Here is a 20,245-nt window from a genome sequence, read left to right as displayed (position 1 = left end):
GCGATCACTTGCCGCGATTGAGTCGCCGCAGGTCGCCCAGCACCGATTCCAGTGCGCGGTCGAATAGCAAGGTGTCATCCAGCGCACGCGCGGCGCCACGGCTGAAAGCCAAGGCGAGGTCGGTGCGGCTGTGCTCCAGCACCTTCGTCCCGGTGCGGTCGACGAAGACATATTTGCCGGTCTCTTCGATGATCGCGGCGAGTTTGCAACGCAAGGTCTGTTCGTCGTCTGCGTCGAACACCACCCAGTGGCCCACACGCAACTGCTCGACCTGAGACAGACCGGCAGCGTCTTGCGCCAGGCGCGGCGCCGGGGTGGCTGCTGCCTGGTCGGCACTGTGCTGCAAGACCTCGGGCGTGACTTCGACCAGCGGCATGGCGCTGTGCTCGGCATCGTCGGAACGCTCCAGCACGCGTACGTGCAGAGCCTCCAGCTCACTGAAAAATTCGCTGGTGGCAAACGGGTCGAACGCGGTGCTGCTCAGGCCATCGCGCAGTGACTTGAGCAAACCCGGGACCAGTGCCAGCAGGCGCAGGCTGGATTCGCCGTCGTCATGGCGCTGCACGCTCCAGACCAACTGTTCCATGGTCTGCACGTCGGCGTGCCATTCGGCGGACTGATCACCGTGCTTAAGGCAGGTCAGCAACAGCACTTTGCTCCAGGCCTGCTGGACGAAACTCACCACCGTCGCCGGCAGCACTTTGCCCAGTAGCGCCTGTTGCAACGCCTGCGCAACGCGATGCTGAGCCAGCTCGGCCTTCGCCCGGCCTTCCTCGGCGTCCCGCAAGCGTTGTTCCAGCAGTTCAGTGCGACGACGTTCTTCCTGAGTGAAGGCGAGGAAGTCGGCGAGCAGTTCGGAGAAGATCGCCGGGTCGTCGACAAATTCGCTCAGCAAGCGCTGCACCACTTGCTCGATGCGCACGTAGAGACTGTCGCGCTCAGCGCCGTCAAAATCACCCCAGCCCATCGCGGCCTCAGCGATTTCGTTGAGCAGGCGCCGCGCCGGGTGAGTGCTGCGGCTGAAGAAACTCTTGTCCAGCACGGCGACCTTGAGCATCGGAATCTGCAGTCGGCCGATCAGCGCCTTGAGCGCGTCAGGCACATTGCGATCGTCGAGGATGCAGTCGAAGACCATGGCGATCAGGTTGATCACATCCTCGTCGGCAGTCGCGACGACGCGGGAGCGGCCGCTCCTGACGCTGACCCGGGTCAGCAATTGTTCGAGCTGATGGCGCAGATCGAAATCTTCCTGGGCCTCAAGCGCCGGTACGTATTGCTGCAAGTGCGACAACAACCGCAGCAGGTCGCGGGTGTTGATCGGATGCGCCGGGGCGCCGGGCTCCAGGGTCGGTGTGACGCGGCCGCGCACCTGGGCGAGCAATTGCTGCATCGCGGCGAACACTTCCTCGATGCCTTCGTCCGCTGGCGGCTCGTCGAGATCTTCAATCAATGTGTCGCTGTCCGCAGGCTCGACCATGCGACGAGCCACGGCGGGCTTCAGATGTGGCAACACGCCGGTCGCGAGCAACAGCTGATTGGCCTCGCCATACAGCTGCTCGGTGTCAGCCAGCACATAGCGTTCGAACAGTTTGAGCAGGATCAGCTTGACCTTGATCTCGACGCCGAGGTTACGCCCGGCCTGCAGGAAATATTCGCAGAGCATCGCCGGACTCAGCGGGTTGTGCTGATCGTCCAGACGCTTGCCGAGCATCGAGCTGAAGCGTGCGGTCAGTTGATCGAGAGCGAAGCCGTCGCGCTTGAGCACGCGACTGACCATGGTCTGCACGGCGACGGTACGCTCCACGGCATCGTTGCGCGGCGCCGATTCTTCGACCACTGGCGTGCGTGGCAGGGTGTTGGCGGCGGGATCGTATTGGGTAAGGCCGGCGAAAGCCTCAAAGAACAGTTCAAGAAAACCGCGCTCAATGTTCTTGCGCTTAAGGCGCAGGTCGCGCATCGCTTCGAAAAAGATGTTCTGATCGACGTCGTTGCGCGCCCGGTCGGCCATTTCGAACAGCGTGTCGTCAGCGTTATCGAACAGCTCCTGCAAATCGTGGCGCAGCTGCTGCGCAGCCTTGTCGCGAACCTGCAGCAGAATCACCGGCAAGCGGGCAAGCGGCGAGTGGTCCGCCAGATCGGCAGTCGCCCGGTGCAAAGGCACCACTTTCCCGTCGTTGCGCATCCAAGCCTCCTGGAACGGTGATTCGGTTCGTCGCTTTCGACACTGCCCCAGCGGAGTCGTTCGTCAAAGCCATGACGTCAAATACAAGGCGGATTATCTGGCAAAAGAGGCCGGCGATGCTATAGGCCTCAGGGTTTCCCCTATACGCCATACACCTCGCACTCAGCGCAGGAAAATCGACCAGATGCGCCAGGCACGCACGTTCTCGCCTTGGGTTGGCTCACGCCCTGCCCCTATAATCGAACCACTTTGTTTGTGGAGTCCGTTATGCCGAATCTACGTCTCGCCGATCTGACCGCCGAAATCGAAAACAACGTGCGCCGTGCGTTGCTCGAAGACGTCGGCAGCGGCGACATCACCGCGCAACTGATCCCGGCCGAACGCCTGGCCAAAGCCACCATCATCACCCGTGACGACGCCGTCATCTGCGGCACCGCGTGGGTCGATGCGGTGTTTCGCCAGCTCGATCCGCGCGTGGCGGTGCATTGGCAAGTGGTCGACGGCCAGCGGGTCAAAGCCAATCAGCCGCTGTTTCACCTCGAAGGCCCGGCTCGCTCACTGCTGACCGGTGAACGCAGCGCATTGAACTTCCTGCAGTTGCTGTCTGGCGTGGCGACGCGCGCGCAGTACCTGGCAGACTTCGTCGGCGAGACGCAGGTCAAGTTGCTCGACACCCGCAAAACCCTGCCCGGCCTGCGTTTGGCACAGAAATACGCCGTAACCTGCGGCGGCTGCCACAACCATCGCATCGGTCTCTACGACGCCTTCCTGATCAAGGAAAACCACATCGCCGCCAGCGGTGGCATCGCCGAAGCCGTGGCCGCCGCACACAAGATCGGCCCGGGCAAACCGGTGGAGATCGAAGTGGAAAGTCTTGAAGAGCTGAAGCAGGCGCTGGAAGCCGGCGCCGACATCATCATGCTCGACGAACTGAGCCTGGACGACATGCGCGAAGCGGTACGCCTGACCGCCGGCAAAGCGAAACTGGAAGCCAGCGGCGGCATCAACGAAAGCACGCTGCTGCCGATCGCCGAAACGGGCGTGGATTACATTTCGATTGGTGCGATGACCAAGGATGTCAAAGCGGTGGATCTGTCGATGCGCTTGAGCCTCTGAGCATTCGCGCAAGAAAAAACGCCAGCCTGTTGAGGCTGGCGTTTTTGTTCAGACCACCAGATTGTTCATCTCGCAGTACTCTTCCCACTCGACACCCAATACGTCCGCCGCTTCCTTGTGCAGCACGAGGCGCTGCGCCTCGAACTCCTCCGGCGTGCTCGTGTACTTGAGGGTCAGCTCCCACGGCTGCAAGCCCTGCGCTTCGGCTTCGTCTTCGAAGGCCCACTGGATCTGGTCTTTCTGATCATCGGGACTCAGGTCCTTGATCTCTTCCTTCAGGTCCGGCACATCCAGAAGGTATTTTTCCAGCGCTTGTTCGTGGCGTTGCTCTTGGGTCAATTCAGTCATGGGGTTCTCGCTGATCTTAGGAATGGAGGATGGATCTGGATCATCAAGGATCTCTCTGACGCAGGAAGCCATTGGAAATTCGGGTTTTCCTGGCCTTCAGGACCATTCGTGGATCATCTGAAAACAACGGTGCTTGCTTGTCTGGTACGAAGGAATCCTAACAGAGACGCAAGCCAGTGCAACCGGGGGAATGAAATGAAGGGTGGTATGCGCTTGGTTACAGTTTCCTGTTTCCATGCGCGAAATTCACTGCGTATAAATCCTCGCCATCGCCTTTGATGGTCGAGGCGAACGAAACCTTCACATTGACCGCCCAAAAACAGGCAACTATATTCAGTTGCAATCATAGGCCAGCATGTCAAAGACTGAAAAACTTCTCGCCAAGCTAATCAACGGGCACAGCGCATTCACTTGGTCCGAGCTTGTCACTCTGTTAGGTCGTCTTGGTTACTCCCAACTGGAAGGATCCGGTAGCAGGATCAAATTCGACAATGGGGATCCGAACGCATTGATCAACCTGCACAAGCCACATCCCGGAAATGAAATCAAAACATACGCAAGACGCCAGATTATCGAGCAACTGAAAACAGGAGGCCTGATTCCATGAGTTCCCAACTGCACTACAAAGGCTATGTTGGCTCTATCGAGGCGAGCACGGAAGATAAGTGCCTGTTCGGAAAACTCCTTTTCATCAGGGCGCTGGTTAATTATGAAGGACAAACGGTGGCTGAACTGGAAGCAGCCTTTCGCGAGGCGGTAGATGACTATTTACAAACCTGTGAGCAGCTCGGGCAGAAGCCTGAAATCCCATGCAAAGGATCGTTCAATGTTCGCATCGGTCACGATCTGCATTTAGCAGCGGCTCTGGCGGCAACCCGTCAAAATGTGTCGTTGAATGATCTGACACGTCAAGCACTGAACGAATACCTCCAACACCACGCATAAAACCGAAGGCGAAAATTTTTGCCCGAGACAGGAATCGAACCTGCGACCTTCGCGTTACGAGTGCGCTGCTCTACCGGCTGAGCTACACGGGCGGTGGGCTAAACCTAGCACCGGTCTCGAGCTGCGGCAAATTTGTGGGCTGCCTGATGGTTTTCTTTTGAGAACTACAATTTCTTTATTTCAGATAAAAAAATGCCCCCGCCGTTTGCACGGCGGGGGCATCTTCATTGCGCTAAAGCGTTGGGGTGATTAAACGCCCGAAGCCTTGGCAGCTGCCACGTCTTTGATGGACAGCTTGATACGGCCGCGGTTGTCCACGTCCAGTACCAGCACTTCCACTTCCTGGCCTTCCTTCAGGATGTCGGTCACTTTCTCAACGCGAGCGTCGCTCAGCATCGAGATGTGCACCAGACCGTCCTTGCCCGGCAGGATGTTTACGAATGCGCCGAAGTCGACGATGCGCTCAACCTTGCCGACGTAGATCTTGCCGATCTCGGCTTCTGCAGTGATGCTCAGAACGCGCTGACGAGCAGCTTCTGCGGCATCCTTGGTTTCGCCGAAGATCTTGATCGAGCCGTCGTCTTCGATGTCGATCGAAGCCTTGGTTTCTTCGCAGATCGCACGGATGGTCGCGCCACCTTTACCGATAACGTCACGGATTTTGTCGGTGTCGATCTTCATCGCGATCATGGTCGGAGCGTTGGCCGACAGTTCGGTACGCGACTGGCCAATGATCTGGTTCATCTGGCCGAGGATGTTCAGGCGCGCTTCAAGGGCTTGGCCCAGAGCGATTTCCATGATCTCTTCGGTGATACCCTTGATCTTGATGTCCATCTGCAGCGCAGTCACGCCTTTGGCGGTACCGGCTACCTTGAAGTCCATGTCGCCCAGGTGATCTTCGTCGCCGAGGATGTCGGTCAGAACGGCGAACTTCTCGCCTTCTTTAACCAGACCCATGGCGATACCGGCCACCGGTGCCTTCATCGGTACACCAGCGTCCATCAGTGCCAGGGAAGCGCCGCACACGGAAGCCATCGAGCTCGAACCGTTGGATTCGGTGATTTCCGACACCACGCGGATGGTGTACGGGAACACGTCAGCGGCTGGCAGCATGGCCGAAACCGAACGACGGGCCAGACGGCCGTGACCGATTTCGCGACGACCGGCGCCACCCATGCGACCACACTCGCCTACCGAGAACGGCGGGAAGTTGTAGTGCAGCATGAACGGGTCTTTCTTTTCGCCTTCCAGGGTGTCCAGCAGTTGCGCGTCACGGGCGGTGCCCAGTGTTGCCACAACCAGCGCCTGGGTTTCGCCACGGGTGAACAGTGCCGAACCGTGAGTCTTCGGCAGAACGCCGACTTCGATGTTCAGCGGACGTACAGTCTTGGTGTCGCGACCGTCGATACGTGGCTTGCCGTTAACGATGTTTTCGCGAACGGTGCGGTATTCGATTTCACCGAAGGCTGCTTTGACTTCAGCAGCGCTTGGCTGGCCTTCTTCACCGGACAGCTTGGCAACCACCTGGTCCTTCAGCTCACCCAGGCGAGCGTAACGGTCGGCCTTGATGGTGATGGTGTAAGCCTGGGAGATCGCTTCGCCGAACTCGGCACGGATAGCGCCCAGCAGTTCGGTGGCTTCTGGCGCAGGAGCCCAGTTCCAGGTTGGCTTGGCGGCTTCGGCAGCCAGTTCTTTAACAGCGTTGATCACAACCTGGAATTCGTCGTGAGCGAACAGTACCGCGCCCAGCATCTGGTCTTCGGTCAGCTCTTTGGCTTCCGATTCAACCATCAGCACGGCGTCGGAAGTACCGGCAACGACCATGTCCAGGCTCGAAGCGGCCTGCTGTTCGTAGGTCGGGTTCAGCAGGTAGCCGGTGCTTTCGTGGAAAGCCACGCGAGCGGCGCCGATCGGGCCGTCGAATGGAATGCCGGAGATGGCCAGGGCAGCCGAGGTACCGATCATCGCAGCGATGTCCGGATCGGTCTTCTTGCTGGTGGAAACGACGGTGCAGACAACCTGCACTTCGTTCATGAAGCCTTCTGGGAACAGCGGACGGATCGGACGGTCGATCAGTCGGGAAGTCAGGGTTTCTTTCTCGGAAGGACGGCCTTCACGCTTGAAGAAACCGCCAGGGATCTTACCGGCAGCGTAAGTCTTTTCCTGGTAATGAACGGACAGAGGGAAGAAGCCCTTGCCCGGATCGGCTTGCTTTGCACCGACAACAGTCACCAACACGCTGACGTCGTCGTCAACGGTGACCAATACTGCGCCGGAGGCCTGACGGGCGATACGGCCTGTCTCGAGGGTAACGGTCGATTGACCGAACTGGAATTTTTTGATTACCGGGTTCACGGTGTCCTACCTTCTTTGTGGCTCTTGGGGGAAACGGTTTCTTGCGAATTCTTGGGCAATCTCGGGAATCGGCCCGATGGCAATTGTCCGGGTACTACAGGTAAAGCCATGCTGCAGATAAAACTTGAGGCTGGGAGCCTGCAAGGCGCCAGCGGAAAACCGCTGACGCCCGACAGACCACCAACCTCATAGCGCAATCGCTGATTAGCGACGCAGACCCAGGCGAGCGATCAGCGCGGCGTACCGGCTTACGTCCTTGCCTTTCAGGTAGTCCAGCAGCTTGCGACGCTGGTTAACCATGCGGATCAGACCACGACGGGAGTGGTGATCTTTACCGTTGGCCTTGAAGTGACCTTGCAGTTTGTTGATGTTGGCGGTCAGCAGTGCAACCTGCACTTCTGGCGAACCAGTGTCACCAACAGCTTGCTGGTAGTCAGCAACGATTTGAGCTTTTTCTTGAACGTCGAGAGCCATGAGGCAATCCTTCCTTATCAGGAAACTGTTTCAGGGAAACAGCTTCAACAGGCCAGGGACAAATCCCTGTATCTATAAATGAGTAGTGACCATGCCTGTTAACAGCCACACTCGCCGGCCCGCTTAACGCAGACCGGTTCCGGTCATTCTGACCGAATCAAGCGACGCGGCGCGATGCGCCCGTCTTCGCTCACTTCACCGATACCGATGAAACGACCATTGTGATCCTGTACCCGCACCATGCCGAACTTCGGCGCATCCGGGGCACGTACCGGCTGGCCGTTGAGCCAGTAGAACGCGCTCGCTTCGGAAAAGTGCAGCAACGGCCAATCCTGCAGGCCGCTGTCCGATGGCATCAGGAAGCGATCGACCGCTTCGTTGCCGCCTTCGGCATGTACCGCTTCCAGCTCTTCGAGAGTAACAGTCTGCGCCAGGGTGAAAGGCCCGGCCTGGGTCCGACGCAATTCTGCGACGTACGCACCACAACCGAGTTGCTCACCGATATCCTCCACCAGGGTCCGAATATAGGTGCCCTTGCTGCAGTCCACCGCAAGCCGCGCAGTATCGCCTTCGAAGGCCAGCAATTCCAAGCGCGCAATAGTAACAGAACGCGGTTCGCGCTCCACTACTTCGCCTGCACGTGCCAGTTTGTACAGCGGCTGGCCATCACGCTTGAGTGCCGAGTACATCGGCGGTATCTGACTGATTTGCCCACGAAATTTCGGCAGAACCGCTTCGACATCGGCGCGACCAACGGTCACCGGACGCTCCTGCAAAACCTCACCTTCGGCATCGGCCGTGGTGGTGGTCTTGCCCAGTTGCGCCAGAGTCTCGTAGCCCTTGTCGGAATCGAGCAGGTATTGCGAGAACTTGGTCGCCTCGCCGAAGCACAGCGGCAACACGCCGGTGGCCAACGGGTCGAGGCTGCCGGTGTGCCCGGCCTTCTCGGCATTGAGCAGCCAGCGCACCTTCTGCAAGGCAGCGTTGGAGGTGAACCCCAATGGCTTGTCGAGCAGGATGATGCCGCTGACGTTACGACGGATACGTTTGACCTGAGCCACCGAATTACTCCTTGGTGTCTTCAGGTGCTGGAGCGGCAACGTGCTGATTGTCTTCAGCCACGGCGCGCTCGATCAATGCCGACAGGTGCGCGCCACGCACGACGGATTCGTCGTAGTGGAAGTGCAATTGCGGCACGCTGCGCAGCTTCATTTCGCGGGCCAACTGCATGCGCAGGAAGCCTGCGGCGGCGTTGAGCACCTTGATGCTTTGCGCGATGTCTTCAGCGTTGTCCTGACCCATTACGGTGATGAAAATCTTCGCGTGACCGACGTCACGGGACACTTCCACAGCGGTGATGGTGACCAGGCCGACGCGCGGGTCTTTGACTTCGCGACGGATCAGTTGCGCCAGCTCGCGCTGCATCTGATCGCCGATACGTTGGGTACGGCTGTATTCTTTTGCCATGATTTGTTACCTGTTACTGCCCAGCGGTGAAACCCGCAAGGTCTGAAAGCGGCAAACGCCCGGCCTGACAAAAGCCAGACCGGGCGTTGCGTTTAGAGTCCGGACGCTGTGCCGTGCATTTGCATGCTACGGCCCATCGTGGCCCTTGAAGTACGCGAGTCAGAGGCTGCGAGCAACCTGAACCTTCTCGAAGACTTCGATCTTGTCGCCGACTTTGACGTCGTTGTAGCTCTTCACGCCGATACCGCATTCCATGCCGGCACGTACTTCGGAAGCGTCATCCTTGAAGCGGCGCAGGGATTCCAGCTCGCCTTCGAAGATAACGATGTCTTCACGCAGTACACGGATCGGACGGTTACGGTGCACGACACCTTCGATCACCATGCAACCGGCGATCGCGCCAAACTTCGGCGAACGGAACACGTCACGCACTTCGGCCACACCCAGGATGTTCTCGCGAACATCGCTGCCGAGCATGCCGGTCAGGGCTTTCTTGACGTCTTCGATGATGTCGTAGATCACGTTGTAGTAACGCATATCCAGACCTTCCTGCTCGACGATCTTGCGAGCGCCGGCATCGGCACGCACGTTGAAGCCGAACAGTACAGCGTTGGAAGCCAGTGCCAGGTTGGCGTCGGATTCGGTGATACCACCGACACCGCCACCCACGACGCGCACTTGTACTTCGTCGTTGCCCAGGCCATTCAAGGCACCGTTCAACGCTTCCAGCGAACCACGGACGTCGGATTTGAGGACGATGTTGAGCGTCTTCTTCTCGGCCTGACCCATGTTTTCGAAGATGTTTTCCAGCTTGCCGGCGTGAGCGCGAGCCAGTTTGACTTCGCGGAACTTGCCTTGACGAAACAGAGCCACTTCACGGGCTTTCTTCTCGTCGGCAACCACGCTCATCTCGTCGCCAGCGTCCGGGGTACCGTCCAGGCCGAGGATCTCGACAGGGATGGATGGACCGGCTTCCTTGATTGGCTTGCCGTTCTCGTCGAGCATGGCACGTACACGGCCGTAGTTCGAACCGACCAGGACCATGTCGCCTTGACGCAGCGTACCGTCCTGAACCAGCACGGTTGCCACCGGGCCACGACCCTTGTCGAGACGCGATTCAACCACCACACCACGGCCAGGAGCCGACGGAGTAGCTTTCAGTTCGAGAACTTCGGCCTGCAGCAGAACGGCTTCAAGCAGCTCGTCCACGCCAGTACCCATCTTCGCCGAAACCGGAACGAATGGCGTGTCGCCACCCCAGTCTTCGGAAGTCACGCCGTGAACCGACAGTTCGCTGCGGATGCGATCGAGATCGGCGCCCGGCTTGTCGATCTTGTTCACTGCTACCACCAGCGGCACGCCAGCTGCCTGAGCATGCTGAACCGCTTCGATGGTTTGCGGCATCACACCGTCGTCCGCTGCAACCACGAGGATCACGATGTCGGTCGCCTTGGCACCACGGGCACGCATTGCGGTAAACGCAGCATGACCCGGGGTGTCGAGGAAAGTGACCATGCCGCGATCAGTCTCAACGTGGTATGCACCGATGTGCTGAGTGATACCGCCGGCTTCGCCAGCAGCTACCTTGGCACGACGGATGTAGTCGAGCAGGGAAGTCTTACCGTGGTCAACGTGGCCCATTACGGTCACGACTGGTGCACGGGAGAACGACTCACCTTCAAACTTCAGGGACTCGGCCAGGGAATCTTCCAGAGCGGTGTCGCTGACCAGGGTCACTTTGTGGCCCAGTTCTTCGGCTACCAGTTGAGCAGTTTCCTGATCAAGCACCTGGTTGATGGTCGCTGGGGTACCCAGTTTGAACATGAACTTGATGATTTCAGCCGCTTTGACCGACATCTGATTGGCCAGATCGCCAACCGTGATGGTCTCGCCGATCTGCACATCACGCACGACAGGGCCGGTCGGGCTCTGGAAACCGTGGGCGTTGCGCTTCTTCAGCTTGGCCTTGCCGCGACCACCACGACGGAAGCCATCGCTTTCTTCGTCGGTAGTGCGTGGCGCCACACGTGGCGCCGGAGCTTTTTCTTTGACCGATGCGCGATGCGGAGCGTTTTTGCGCTCGCCATCACCACCACCGCTGCGACGATTGTTGTCGTCGGCACGTGGCTTGTCCGGACGGCGCTGTTCGTTCTGCTTGTTGCGAACGTCAGCCGATGGAGCAGGAGCAGCAGCCACCGGTGCGCTTTCGCGAACGGGTTCGGCAGCGGCAGCCGGCGCCGCAACGGCGTCGCTGGCAGCGGTTTGCGCAGCAGCAGGCTGGCGACGCGCTTCTTCTTCGGCGCGTTGCTTGGCTTCTTCTTCAGCCTTCTGACGGGCAGCATTTTCTACTGCGCGACGCTCATCCAGTTCACGCTTGCGCTCGGCTTCGATTTCTTCCGGGCTGCGCTGTACGAAAACTTTCTTCTTGCGAACTTCAACGCTGATGCTCTTGCTACCAGCCACACGCAGGGTGCTGGTGGTTTTACGCTGCAGCGTGATCTTGCGTGGTTCTTCCACTTTCGCCTTGTGACTGCTCTTCAAGTGAGTCAGCAGGGATTGCTTCTCACTGTCAGTCACATTTTCGTCGGCGGCGGTGTGCGGCAGACCTGCCTCACGCATCTGCTGCAACAGGCGCTCTACCGGTGTTTTGACCTCATCGGCCAGTTGTTTCACCGTGACTTGCGTCATGCACTTCTCTCCTCAGGCCGCGCCTAATTACTCGAACCAGTGGGCTCGGGCGGCCATGATCAACTTGCCGGCACGATCATCGTCAATGCCGTCGATGTCGAGCAGGTCGTCAATAGACTGCTCGGCCAGGTCTTCGCGGGTAATTACGCCGCGCACCGCCAGTTCCATCGCCAAATCCTTGTCCATACCCTCAAGCGAGAGCAGGTCTTCGGCCGGATGGGCGTCTGCCAGCTTTTCCTCAGTAGCGATGGCTTTGGTCAACAAGCGATCCTTGGCGCGAGCACGAAGCTCGTTGACGATGTCCTCGTCAAAGCCGTCGATGTTGAGCATCTCCTCCACCGGTACGTAGGCAATCTCTTCCAGGCTGGTGAAGCCTTCATCTACCAGCACCTGAGCCAGTTCTTCGTCGACTTCCAGCTCGTCGATGAAGTTGCGCAGGATGTCGCCGGTTTCTGCTTGCTGCTTAGCCTGGATGTCCGATTCGGTCATCACGTTCAGGGTCCAGCCAGTCAACTGGCTGGCCAGACGCACGTTCTGACCACCGCGACCGATGGCCTGAGCCAGATTGTCTGCGCCAACGGCGATGTCCATGGCATGGGCATCTTCGTCAACGATAATTGCCGCAACCTCGGCCGGGGACATGGCGTTGATGACGAACTGGGCCGGGTTGTCGTCCCACAGCACGATATCAACACGCTCACCGCCCAACTCACCCGATACCGCCTGGACGCGCGAACCGCGCATACCGATGCAGGCACCTTGTGGGTCGATGCGCTTGTCCTTGGAGCGGACGGCGATCTTGGCTCGCGAACCCGGATCACGGGAGGCGGCCATGACCTCGATGAGGCCTTCGGCGATTTCCGGCACTTCGATACGGAACAGCTCGATCAGCATTTCCGGCGCGGTACGCGACAGGATCAGCTGCGGGCCGCGGTTCTCGGTGCGGATTTCCTTGAGCAGCGCACGCAGACGCACGCCGACACGGAAGGTTTCGCGAGAAATGATGTCTTCACGGGCCAGCAACGCTTCAGCATTGTTGCCCAGATCGACGATCACGTTGTCGCGGGTAACTTTTTTCACGGTGCCGGAGATGATTTCTCCCAGGCGCTCGCGATAGGCGTCGACCACTTGAGCGCGCTCGGCTTCGCGAACTTTCTGCACGATGACCTGCTTGGCAGTCTGTGCAGCGATGCGGCCGAATTCGATGGATTCGATTTTCTCTTCGACGACGTCACCAACCTTGGCACCAGGATGCGTTTCGGCAACCTTGCTTGGCCAGGTCTCGATGGCCGGATCGTCGAGATCATTCTCTTCGACGACCGTCCAGCGACGGAAGGTTTCGTAGGAACCGGTGTGGCGGTTGATTTCCACACGCAGGTCCACTTCGTCTTCAAAACGCTTTTTGGTAGCAGTGGCCAGAGCCAGCTCCAGCGCTTCAAAAATTACGCTTGCCGGTACACCCTTTTCATTGGATACCGACTCAACAACCAGCAGTACTTCTTTGCTCATCGTACGCCTCGCCTTTCGCAAGCCATTGGATCCGCGGGATCCGCGTCTCAGTCAAAACTGGGAATAATGTTGGCCTTGTCGATCATATCGATCGGCAACAGGAACTCGTGGTCTTCTACCTGCACCACGACGTCCTGCTCTTCTACACCGCGCAGAAGGCCCTGAAAATTGCGTCGACCTTCGAAAGGCGAGCGCAGCTTGATCTTCACTTGTTCACCGGCAAATTTGGCAAACTGCTCAAGAGTGAACAGCGGGCGCTCCATGCCAGGCGAGGAAACTTCAAGGGTGTATTCAACGGAGATAGGATCTTCAACATCCAGAACACCGCTGATCTGACGGCTGACAATGGCGCAATCGTCCACCAGCACGCCACCCTCTTTATCGATATAAACGCGCAACATCGAGTGACGACCCTGAGCCGAAAACTCGATACCCCAGCATTCATAGCCCAGGGCCACGACCACCGGGGCCAGCAAGGCCTGCAACTCTTCTAGCTTGCTCGACACCTGAACCCCCTAGTGCATGATATGTGCATGCTTTGCAAAATAAAAAAATGGGCATAACGCCCATCCTTGAAACGCCGTCGAACAGCGGCGTTGAAAGTATCCAGCTAACAAAAAGCCCCTTAAAAGGGGCTCCTTAAACTGGTTGCGGGGGCCGGATTTGAACCGACGACCTTCGGGTTATGAGCCCGACGAGCTACCAGACTGCTCCACCCCGCGACAAAGCTGGGGCGGAAGTATACGACCGATCCCTTTTAGGGTCAATGTAACCTTCCACCTGCAAGAAAGCCCGCAACAGCGGGCTCTCCTGACTAATTGGTACCGAGAAGGGGACTCGAACCCCTACACCCTATGGGCACAACCACCTCAAGGTTGCGTGTCTACCAATTCCACCACCTCGGCAATACTACGTTTGAAACTCTTCTTACTTCTGCTCTTGAGCTGGAGGCACGTCAGTCGCTGGAGCAGCCGACTTTTGCTCTTGAAGCACCGGGACATCATCAGAAGCCGGTTGTTGCTTAGGTACTTCCAACACTGCTGGATCCGGCAGACCTGCTTGAGTCAGCTGGTGAGCTTTCTCTTTAGCAAAGTAACCTAACCCCAAGCTGGTTATGAAGAAACCGGCGGCAAGTATAGCAGTAAACTTACTAAGAAAGGTAGAGGAACCTTGGCTTCCGAACACAGTATTTGAAGCACCTGCTCCGAAAGACGCGCCAGCGTCCGCACCCTTACCCTGCTGCAGCAAAACCAGAGCAACTACGCCCAATGCACCCAGCAGATGAAAAACGACTACGACTGTTTCCAGCATTTTTTCAGTTTCCCGCGGCGCGACAGATCGCACCGAACTCATCTGCATTCAGGGAAGCTCCACCAATGAGCCCCCCATCGATATCCGGCATGCCGAACAGTTCGACCGCATTGGCCGCCTTCACGCTGCCGCCGTATAGAAGCCGCACACCTCGTGCGACTTCAGAATTCTCTGCCGCCAACTGCTCGCGAATGGCTTTATGCACATCCTGAGCCTGTTGCGGCGTTGCAGTCAGCCCGGTACCAATGGCCCAGACCGGCTCGTATGCAATCACTGCCTTGGCAAAGGCACCAACACCCAGCTCCTCAATGATGCTGCCCAGCTGACGCCCGACAACTTCAAGAGTTTTTCCGGCTTCGCGCTGCTCGAGGGTTTCCCCTACACACAACACCGGAATCAAGCCACATGCCTGTGCCGCTGCGAACTTGCGATTCAGCATCCCGTCTCGCTCGCCCATAATCTGGCGGCGTTCAGAGTGCCCGACAAGCACCAGGGAACAACCTGCATCCACCAGTTGGCTGGGAGCAATCTCACCAGTCAACGCACCTTGCATGGCTTCCACCGCAGAATTCTGCGCGCCGACCGAAATCGACTTGCCTTTCAAGCCATCAATCACTTGATTGATATACAAGCAAGGCGGGAACACCACGACATCAACACCGCTAGGCAAGGCCAGATGACGAAGGCCGTTGATCAGCTCAGCGGCGCTGGCGCGGGTACCGTGCATCTTCCAGTTACCAGCTACCATAGGGCGACGCATGCTGTACCTCGTCGGTCAAAGTGGGCGCAGATGTTACCCAACACAATCATGGCTTGCAAGCCGTATCAGGCAGAAACTTCGGTTACCAGTTTTGCCAGCTCTTCGGCATAGCCGCGAACCTGGTTTTCGTCCTCGCCTTCAACCATGACGCGCACCAAAGGCTCTGTGCCGGACTTGCGCAGAAGCACGCGACCGCGCCCCGCCATCGCCTGAGTTACACGGGCACTGGCTTCCTTGACAGCCGGATGCTCCAGCGGGCTTTCACCGCCGCCAAAGCGAACGTTGATCAGCACCTGAGGGCACTTGCGCAACGCCTGGCGCGTTTGTGCCAGACCTTCATTGCGGGATTTCAGAGCCATCAACACCTGCAAGGCCGCAATGATGGCGTCGCCCGTGGTGGTGTGGTTGAAGCAGACCACATGCCCGGAATTTTCCCCGCCTACGAGCCAGTTGCGCTCTTGCAGCTCGGCAATCACGTAGCGGTCACCGACATTGGCGCGAACGAACGGGATCGACAGATCCGCAAGGGCCAGTTCGAGACCAAGATTGCTCATCAAAGTACCGACGACGCCACCCTGCAACTTGCCACGCTCATGCAGATCGCGGGCAATGATAAACAGCAGGTCGTCACCATCAACAATGGCGCCGGTGTGGTCGACCATCAATACCCGATCGCCATCACCGTCGAAGGCGATACCCAGGTCCGCATGCTCAGCCAGAACGGCGGCCTGCAACGGCCCCATATGCGTGGAACCGCAGTTATCGTTGATGTTCAACCCATTCGGCTGGGCAGATAGCACGACAACTTCGGCACCCAGCTCACGGAAGACGCTCGGTGCAACCTTGTAAGTCGCACCATGCGCGCAGTCGATGACGATCTTCAGGCCGGCGAAATTGGAGCCAGTAGGAACGCTGCTTTTGCAGAACTCGATGTAGCGACCCGATGCGTCATTGATTCGCGACACCTTGCCGATCTTGCTCGACTCGACGACGGTCATTGGCGTATCGAGCAACTCTTCGATCATCAGCTCCAATTCATCGGGCAGCTTGGTGCCTTTGCCGGAGAAGAACTTGATGCCGTTGTCATCATGAGGGTTGTGCGAAGCACTGATCACGATGCCGGCTTCAGCCTGGAACGTACGCGACAGATAAGCGATGGCAGGCGTCGGCATCGGGCCGAGCAGCATCACATCGGCACCCGCCGAGGTCAGGCCCGCCTCGAGCGCCGACTCGAACATATAACCGGAGATCCGAGTGTCCTTGCCGACCAGCACCTTGCAGGCACCCATCTTGCGAAAAGCCATACCAGCAGCCCAGCCGAGCTTGAGCATGAAGTCAGGCGTGATCGGGTATTCACCAACGCGACCGCGAATGCCGTCGGTACCAAAATATTTCTTGCTCATAAGTGCTCCATCATTCTTATTCGGCTGATTCTACGGCCGCGATCATTCGCACGACATCGACGGTTTCCGCCACATCGTGGACCCGCAATATACGTGCGCCTTTAACTGACGCCAGCGCCGCCAGTGCCAGTCCGCCATGCAGACGCTCGCCCACGGGACGATTCAAAGCGTGGCCAATCATACTCTTGCGCGAAACACCTACCAGCAGTGGTCGACCCAGTGCATGCAGGGCCTCCATGTGCTTGAACAAGCTTAGATTGTGCTGCAGGGTTTTGGCGAAGCCGAAGCCGGGATCAAGAATGATTCGCTCAGCGGGAATGCCCGCCTGGGCACATTGATCCATGCGTTCGACGAGAAACTCACCGACCTCGCGGGTGACATCCTGATACTGCGGATTGTCCTGCATATCGCCCGGCTCGCCGAGCATGTGCATGAGACAAACCGGCAATCCGGTCGCCGCCGCCGCATCCAGCGCGCCATCGCGACGCAACGAACGCACATCATTGATCAGTCCGGCACCGAGCCGGGCGGTTTCGCGCATGACTGCCGGGGTGGAAGTATCGACCGAGATGATGACATCCAGCTCGCGATTGATCAGCTCGACAATCGGCGCGACGCGCTCAAGTTCCTCCAGAGGAGAGACCGCTCGCGCGCCTGGCCGGGTCGATTCGCCGCCGACATCGATCAGCGTCGCGCCAGCCAACACCATCGCTTCGGCGTGGCGCAAAGCCGCATCGAGCTGGCTATAGCGACCACCATCGGAGAAAGAATCAGGAGTGACATTGAGAATGCCCATGACATGCGTCTGGGCCAAATCAAGAACCCGGTTGCCGCAAGGCAACCGGGTCAGGGACTGTACAGAAGTCATTTCAAGCCTTAAACGTCAGCAGCCGGACCGCCAATCGGTTTTTCCGGACGCTCGTCCTGCACGACAGGCGGCGGAGGCGTACCGGTGCCACCCGACCAGTCGCGAGGTTCGCGAGGTGTGCGGCCAGCCATGATGTCGTCGATCTGCTCGGCATCGATGGTTTCGTACTTCATCAGCGCATCAGCCATGGCATCGAGCTTGTCACGGTTATCCGTGAGGATCTGCTTGGCGGTGCCGTAGCACTGATCAATGATGCTGCGCACTTCGGAATCGATCAGCTTGGCGGTCTCACCGGAGAAGCTGGCAGCCTGGCCGCCACCGCCGCGACCGAGGAACACTTCGCCCTCTTCTTCGGCATACATCAGCGGACCGAGTTTTTCCGACAGGCCCCATTTCGTCACCATGTTCCGGGCAATCTGACTTGCACGCATGATGTCATTGGACGCACCGGTGGTCACACCGTCGAAGCCCAGGGTCATTTCTTCAGCGATACGGCCACCGTACAACGAGCAGATCTGGCTGATCAGCGCACGCTTGGACAGGCTGTAGCGATCTTCCTCCGGCAAGAACATGGTCACACCCAGCGCACGACCGCGCGGGATGATCGACACCTTGTAGACCGGATCATGCTCAGGCACGACGCGACCAACGATGGCGTGGCCGGCTTCGTGGTAAGCAGTGTTCTGCTTTTCTTTCTCGGACATGACCATGGATTTGCGCTCGGCGCCCATCATGATCTTGTCTTTCGCCAGCTCGAACTCTTTCATCTCGACGATGCGTTTGCCGCTACGAGCAGCGAACAACGACGCTTCGTTGACCAGGTTGGCCAGGTCAGCACCGGAGAAGCCAGGAGTACCACGTGCGATCACTGCCGGAGCAACGTCGTCGCCCATTGGCACTTTGCGCATGTGCACTTTCAGAATCTGCTCGCGACCACGAATATCCGGCAAGCCGACGACCACCTGACGGTCGAAACGGCCCGGACGCAGCAGCGCAGGGTCGAGTACGTCCGGACGGTTGGTCGCAGCAATCACGATGATGCCGTCATTCATTTCGAAGCCGTCCATCTCCACCAGCAACTGGTTGAGAGTCTGCTCACGTTCATCGTGACCGCCACCCATGCCGGCGCCACGATGGCGACCCACGGCATCGATTTCGTCGATGAAGATGATGCAAGGGGCGTGCTTCTTGGCCTGCTCGAACATGTCGCGGACGCGGCTGGCGCCGACACCGACGAACATTTCGACAAAGTCGGAACCGGAAATGGTGAAGAACGGCACTTTCGCTTCGCCGGCAATCGCCTTGGCCAGCAAGGTTTTACCGGTACCCGGCGGGCCGACCATCAGTACGCCGCGCGGGATACGACCGCCCAGACGCTGGAACTTGCCCGGATCACGCAGGAACTCGACCAGCTCGCCGACTTCTTCCTTGGCTTCGTCGCAACCGGCAACGTCAGCCAAAGTGGTTTTCACCTGATCTTCGGAGAGCAGGCGTGCCTTGCTCTTGCCGAAGCTCATCGGCCCGCCCTTGCCACCGGCGCCGCCCTGCATCTGGCGCATGAAGAACATGAACACCGCGATGATCACCAGGATCGGGAAGCTGGCCACCAGGAGCTGAGTCCAGATGCTTTGCTGTTCAGGCTGCTTGCCTTCAACCACAACATGATTGTCGACCAGATCGCCGATCAGGCCATTGTCCTGAATTGCCGGACGAATGGTCTTGAAGCTGTCGCCATCGGTGCGCTTGCCGGTAATCACATAGCCGTCAACGGCTACGCGCTCGACCTTGCCATCCTTGACCTGCTGGATGAAGTCGGAATAGTTGAGGGTCTGCGGCTCGTTAGGGCTGGAGAAGTTGTTCATCACCGTCACCAGGACTGCCGCGATGATCAACCACAGGATCAGATTCTTTGCCATATCGTTCAATTAACTACCCTCTGAAGCAAGCTCCGCTACTGGCGCGCGCTTCGCATGATATTCACCGGCCTAACTTACTACATTACCTACAACTCTGGCAGGCGCCGTCTGTAACCCTTTGTGAAACACTTTCTACACAATATTCGCTTATGCCTGCAGAGCGAAATATGAAAAACCTATCGCCCCGCCGAAAAACCTTGTTTTACGCATCACCGCCGCGATAACCCCAAGCCAGCATGTACTGCTCACGGGAGCTGCCACGGGAAGAGTCTGGCTTGATCATCTGGATCTTGTCGAATTTCTTCCGAGCATCCTTCAGATAAACGTCAAACCCTTCGCCCTGAAAAATCTTGATGACGAAATTGCCACCGGGCTTGAGGATCCGTTCCGCCAGGTCCAGCGCCAGCTCACAGAGGAACATGGCCTTGGGCATGTCCACTTCGGGCGTACCACTCATATTGGGGGCCATATCGGAAATCACAAGGTCCACCTGCGAATTACCCACGGCCTCCAGGATTTCAGCGAGCACCGAGTCCTCCGTGAAGTCGCCCTGGATAAAATGCACGTCCGGAATGCTGTCCATTTCCAGGATGTCCGAAGCGATCAGACGACCCTGACCGCCGATCAACCGACTGGTCACCTGCGACCAGCCACCCGGCGCCGCGCCGAGGTCGACCACGCTCATGCCCGGACGGATGAGTTTGTATTTTTCCTGGATCTCCAGAAGCTTGTAACTTGCACGCGAGCGGTAGCCATCCTTCTGCGCCTGCTTCACATAAGGATCGTTGACATGTCTTTTCAGCCAACCAAGGCTTGTCTTGGAACGCGCCATTGGGCACCTCGATGATTAGGGTCGTGATTAGTTGGGCGGATCCACGAACCCTCGGGTAAAATGGCCGCCAT

The 20,245-nt window shown here is 58.4% G+C and carries 18 protein-coding genes and 3 tRNA genes; 3 read left to right on the top strand and 18 right to left on the bottom strand.

All coding sequences use genetic code 11. The features are described from left to right. Positions 1 to 4: 4 nt before the first annotated feature. Entirely contained in the window at positions 5 to 2,182 is a 2,178-nt protein-coding gene (locus OK411_RS04915; RefSeq protein ID WP_136491930.1) for a DUF1631 domain-containing protein, read from the bottom strand. A 267-nt stretch (positions 2,183 to 2,449) separates the two neighbouring features. Between OK411_RS04915 and nadC the strand changes: the two genes are divergently transcribed. Next, positions 2,450 to 3,298: a carboxylating nicotinate-nucleotide diphosphorylase gene (nadC, locus tag OK411_RS04910; protein ID WP_264364517.1), complete on the top strand. Its 849-nt coding sequence runs from the start codon at positions 2,450 to 2,452 to the stop codon at positions 3,296 to 3,298. A gap of 48 nt (positions 3,299 to 3,346) precedes the next feature. Here nadC and OK411_RS04905 read toward each other — a convergent pair whose 3' ends face one another. Continuing rightward, a complete protein-coding gene (locus OK411_RS04905; protein ID WP_217879324.1) occupies positions 3,347 to 3,646 on the bottom strand; it encodes a DUF6388 family protein in 300 nt (99 codons plus the stop codon). 355 nt (positions 3,647 to 4,001) lie between these two features. On the opposite strand from OK411_RS04905, the gene OK411_RS04900 reads away from it, so the two are divergent. After that, complete coding sequence (locus tag OK411_RS04900) at positions 4,002 to 4,253, top strand: type II toxin-antitoxin system HicA family toxin (RefSeq protein ID WP_217879323.1); 252 nt, start codon at positions 4,002 to 4,004, stop codon at positions 4,251 to 4,253. Further along, positions 4,250 to 4,591 carry a type II toxin-antitoxin system HicB family antitoxin gene (locus OK411_RS04895; RefSeq protein WP_016771749.1) on the top strand — a complete coding sequence of 114 codons (342 nt, stop codon included), beginning with the start codon at positions 4,250 to 4,252 and terminating at the stop codon, positions 4,589 to 4,591. Before OK411_RS04900 ends, OK411_RS04895 begins: the two co-directional genes overlap by 4 nt. Before the next feature lie 19 nt (positions 4,592 to 4,610). Here OK411_RS04895 and OK411_RS04890 read toward each other — a convergent pair. The 16 genes from OK411_RS04890 to rlmE all read right to left on the bottom strand — a co-directional run bounded on the left by OK411_RS04890 (position 4,611) and on the right by rlmE (position 20,174). Then, positions 4,611 to 4,683: transfer RNA gene (locus OK411_RS04890), tRNA-Thr, on the bottom strand. A gap of 157 nt (positions 4,684 to 4,840) precedes the next feature. Further along, complete coding sequence (gene pnp / locus OK411_RS04885) at positions 4,841 to 6,946, bottom strand: polyribonucleotide nucleotidyltransferase (RefSeq protein ID WP_024011572.1); 2,106 nt, start codon at positions 6,944 to 6,946, stop codon at positions 4,841 to 4,843. A gap of 204 nt (positions 6,947 to 7,150) precedes the next feature. Then, positions 7,151 to 7,420, bottom strand: coding sequence for a 30S ribosomal protein S15 (rpsO, locus tag OK411_RS04880; RefSeq protein ID WP_016771751.1), 270 nt, complete (start codon positions 7,418 to 7,420; stop codon positions 7,151 to 7,153). Positions 7,421 to 7,563: 143 nt separating this feature from the next. After that, positions 7,564 to 8,481, bottom strand: coding sequence for a tRNA pseudouridine(55) synthase TruB (gene truB, locus OK411_RS04875; RefSeq protein ID WP_024011571.1), 918 nt, complete (start codon positions 8,479 to 8,481; stop codon positions 7,564 to 7,566). Positions 8,482 to 8,485: 4 nt separating this feature from the next. Next, positions 8,486 to 8,887: a 30S ribosome-binding factor RbfA gene (gene rbfA, locus OK411_RS04870; protein WP_016771753.1), complete on the bottom strand. Its 402-nt coding sequence runs from the start codon at positions 8,885 to 8,887 to the stop codon at positions 8,486 to 8,488. 159 nt (positions 8,888 to 9,046) lie between these two features. Further along, positions 9,047 to 11,575 carry a translation initiation factor IF-2 gene (gene infB, locus OK411_RS04865; RefSeq protein WP_024011570.1) on the bottom strand — a complete coding sequence of 843 codons (2,529 nt, stop codon included), beginning with the start codon at positions 11,573 to 11,575 and terminating at the stop codon, positions 9,047 to 9,049. 27 nt (positions 11,576 to 11,602) lie between these two features. Beyond that, entirely contained in the window at positions 11,603 to 13,084 is a 1,482-nt protein-coding gene (gene nusA, locus OK411_RS04860; RefSeq protein ID WP_024011569.1) for a transcription termination factor NusA, read from the bottom strand. A gap of 47 nt (positions 13,085 to 13,131) precedes the next feature. After that, on the bottom strand, positions 13,132 to 13,590 hold the full coding sequence (gene rimP, locus OK411_RS04855; protein WP_007973115.1) for a ribosome maturation factor RimP: 459 nt from the start codon (positions 13,588 to 13,590) through the stop codon (positions 13,132 to 13,134). A gap of 139 nt (positions 13,591 to 13,729) precedes the next feature. Further along, positions 13,730 to 13,806: transfer RNA gene (locus tag OK411_RS04850), tRNA-Met, on the bottom strand. Positions 13,807 to 13,903: 97 nt separating this feature from the next. Continuing rightward, positions 13,904 to 13,989: transfer RNA gene (locus OK411_RS04845), tRNA-Leu, on the bottom strand. Between the two features lie 22 nt (positions 13,990 to 14,011). Next, positions 14,012 to 14,395 (bottom strand): preprotein translocase subunit SecG, encoded by a 384-nt coding sequence (secG, locus tag OK411_RS04840; RefSeq protein ID WP_264364516.1) that lies wholly within the window; start codon positions 14,393 to 14,395, stop codon positions 14,012 to 14,014. Positions 14,396 to 14,399: 4 nt separating this feature from the next. Next, positions 14,400 to 15,155, bottom strand: coding sequence for a triose-phosphate isomerase (tpiA, locus tag OK411_RS04835; protein WP_264364515.1), 756 nt, complete (start codon positions 15,153 to 15,155; stop codon positions 14,400 to 14,402). A gap of 65 nt (positions 15,156 to 15,220) precedes the next feature. Continuing rightward, a complete protein-coding gene (gene glmM, locus OK411_RS04830; RefSeq protein ID WP_041477931.1) occupies positions 15,221 to 16,558 on the bottom strand; it encodes a phosphoglucosamine mutase in 1,338 nt (445 codons plus the stop codon). 16 nt (positions 16,559 to 16,574) lie between these two features. Beyond that, positions 16,575 to 17,426 (bottom strand): dihydropteroate synthase, encoded by an 852-nt coding sequence (gene folP, locus OK411_RS04825; RefSeq protein WP_110603492.1) that lies wholly within the window; start codon positions 17,424 to 17,426, stop codon positions 16,575 to 16,577. An 8-nt stretch (positions 17,427 to 17,434) separates the two neighbouring features. After that, a complete protein-coding gene (ftsH, locus tag OK411_RS04820) occupies positions 17,435 to 19,342 on the bottom strand; it encodes an ATP-dependent zinc metalloprotease FtsH (protein WP_016771759.1) in 1,908 nt (635 codons plus the stop codon). Positions 19,343 to 19,544: 202 nt separating this feature from the next. Beyond that, complete coding sequence (rlmE, locus tag OK411_RS04815; RefSeq protein WP_016771760.1) at positions 19,545 to 20,174, bottom strand: 23S rRNA (uridine(2552)-2'-O)-methyltransferase RlmE; 630 nt, start codon at positions 20,172 to 20,174, stop codon at positions 19,545 to 19,547. Positions 20,175 to 20,245: the final 71 nt, after the last annotated feature.

Source organism: Pseudomonas sp. RG1, from assembly GCF_025910115.1.
In the GTDB taxonomy this organism is placed as follows: Bacteria; Pseudomonadota; Gammaproteobacteria; order Pseudomonadales; family Pseudomonadaceae; genus Aquipseudomonas; species Aquipseudomonas atacamensis.
This window is presented reverse-complemented; position numbering and strand designations above follow the sequence as displayed.

What these genes read in the sequence shown, in the direction of transcription:
- OK411_RS04915 (WP_136491930.1), bottom strand. Translation starts at nt 2,182, where the DNA reads ATGCGCAACGACGGGAAAGTGGTGCCTTTGCACCGGGCGACTGCCGAT.
- nadC (WP_264364517.1), top strand. Translation starts at nt 2,450, where the DNA reads ATGCCGAATCTACGTCTCGCCGATCTGACCGCCGAAATCGAAAACAAC.
- OK411_RS04905 (WP_217879324.1), bottom strand. Translation starts at nt 3,646, where the DNA reads ATGACTGAATTGACCCAAGAGCAACGCCACGAACAAGCGCTGGAAAAA.
- OK411_RS04900 (WP_217879323.1), top strand. Translation starts at nt 4,002, where the DNA reads ATGTCAAAGACTGAAAAACTTCTCGCCAAGCTAATCAACGGGCACAGC.
- OK411_RS04895 (WP_016771749.1), top strand. Translation starts at nt 4,250, where the DNA reads ATGAGTTCCCAACTGCACTACAAAGGCTATGTTGGCTCTATCGAGGCG.
- rpsO (WP_016771751.1), bottom strand. Translation starts at nt 7,420, where the DNA reads ATGGCTCTCGACGTTCAAGAAAAAGCTCAAATCGTTGCTGACTACCAG.
- rbfA (WP_016771753.1), bottom strand. Translation starts at nt 8,887, where the DNA reads ATGGCAAAAGAATACAGCCGTACCCAACGTATCGGCGATCAGATGCAG.
- infB (WP_024011570.1), bottom strand. Translation starts at nt 11,575, where the DNA reads ATGACGCAAGTCACGGTGAAACAACTGGCCGATGAGGTCAAAACACCG.
- nusA (WP_024011569.1), bottom strand. Translation starts at nt 13,084, where the DNA reads ATGAGCAAAGAAGTACTGCTGGTTGTTGAGTCGGTATCCAATGAAAAG.
- secG (WP_264364516.1), bottom strand. Translation starts at nt 14,395, where the DNA reads ATGCTGGAAACAGTCGTAGTCGTTTTTCATCTGCTGGGTGCATTGGGC.
- tpiA (WP_264364515.1), bottom strand. Translation starts at nt 15,155, where the DNA reads ATGCGTCGCCCTATGGTAGCTGGTAACTGGAAGATGCACGGTACCCGC.
- glmM (WP_041477931.1), bottom strand. Translation starts at nt 16,558, where the DNA reads ATGAGCAAGAAATATTTTGGTACCGACGGCATTCGCGGTCGCGTTGGT.
- folP (WP_110603492.1), bottom strand. Translation starts at nt 17,426, where the DNA reads ATGACTTCTGTACAGTCCCTGACCCGGTTGCCTTGCGGCAACCGGGTT.
- ftsH (WP_016771759.1), bottom strand. Translation starts at nt 19,342, where the DNA reads ATGGCAAAGAATCTGATCCTGTGGTTGATCATCGCGGCAGTCCTGGTG.
- rlmE (WP_016771760.1), bottom strand. Translation starts at nt 20,174, where the DNA reads ATGGCGCGTTCCAAGACAAGCCTTGGTTGGCTGAAAAGACATGTCAAC.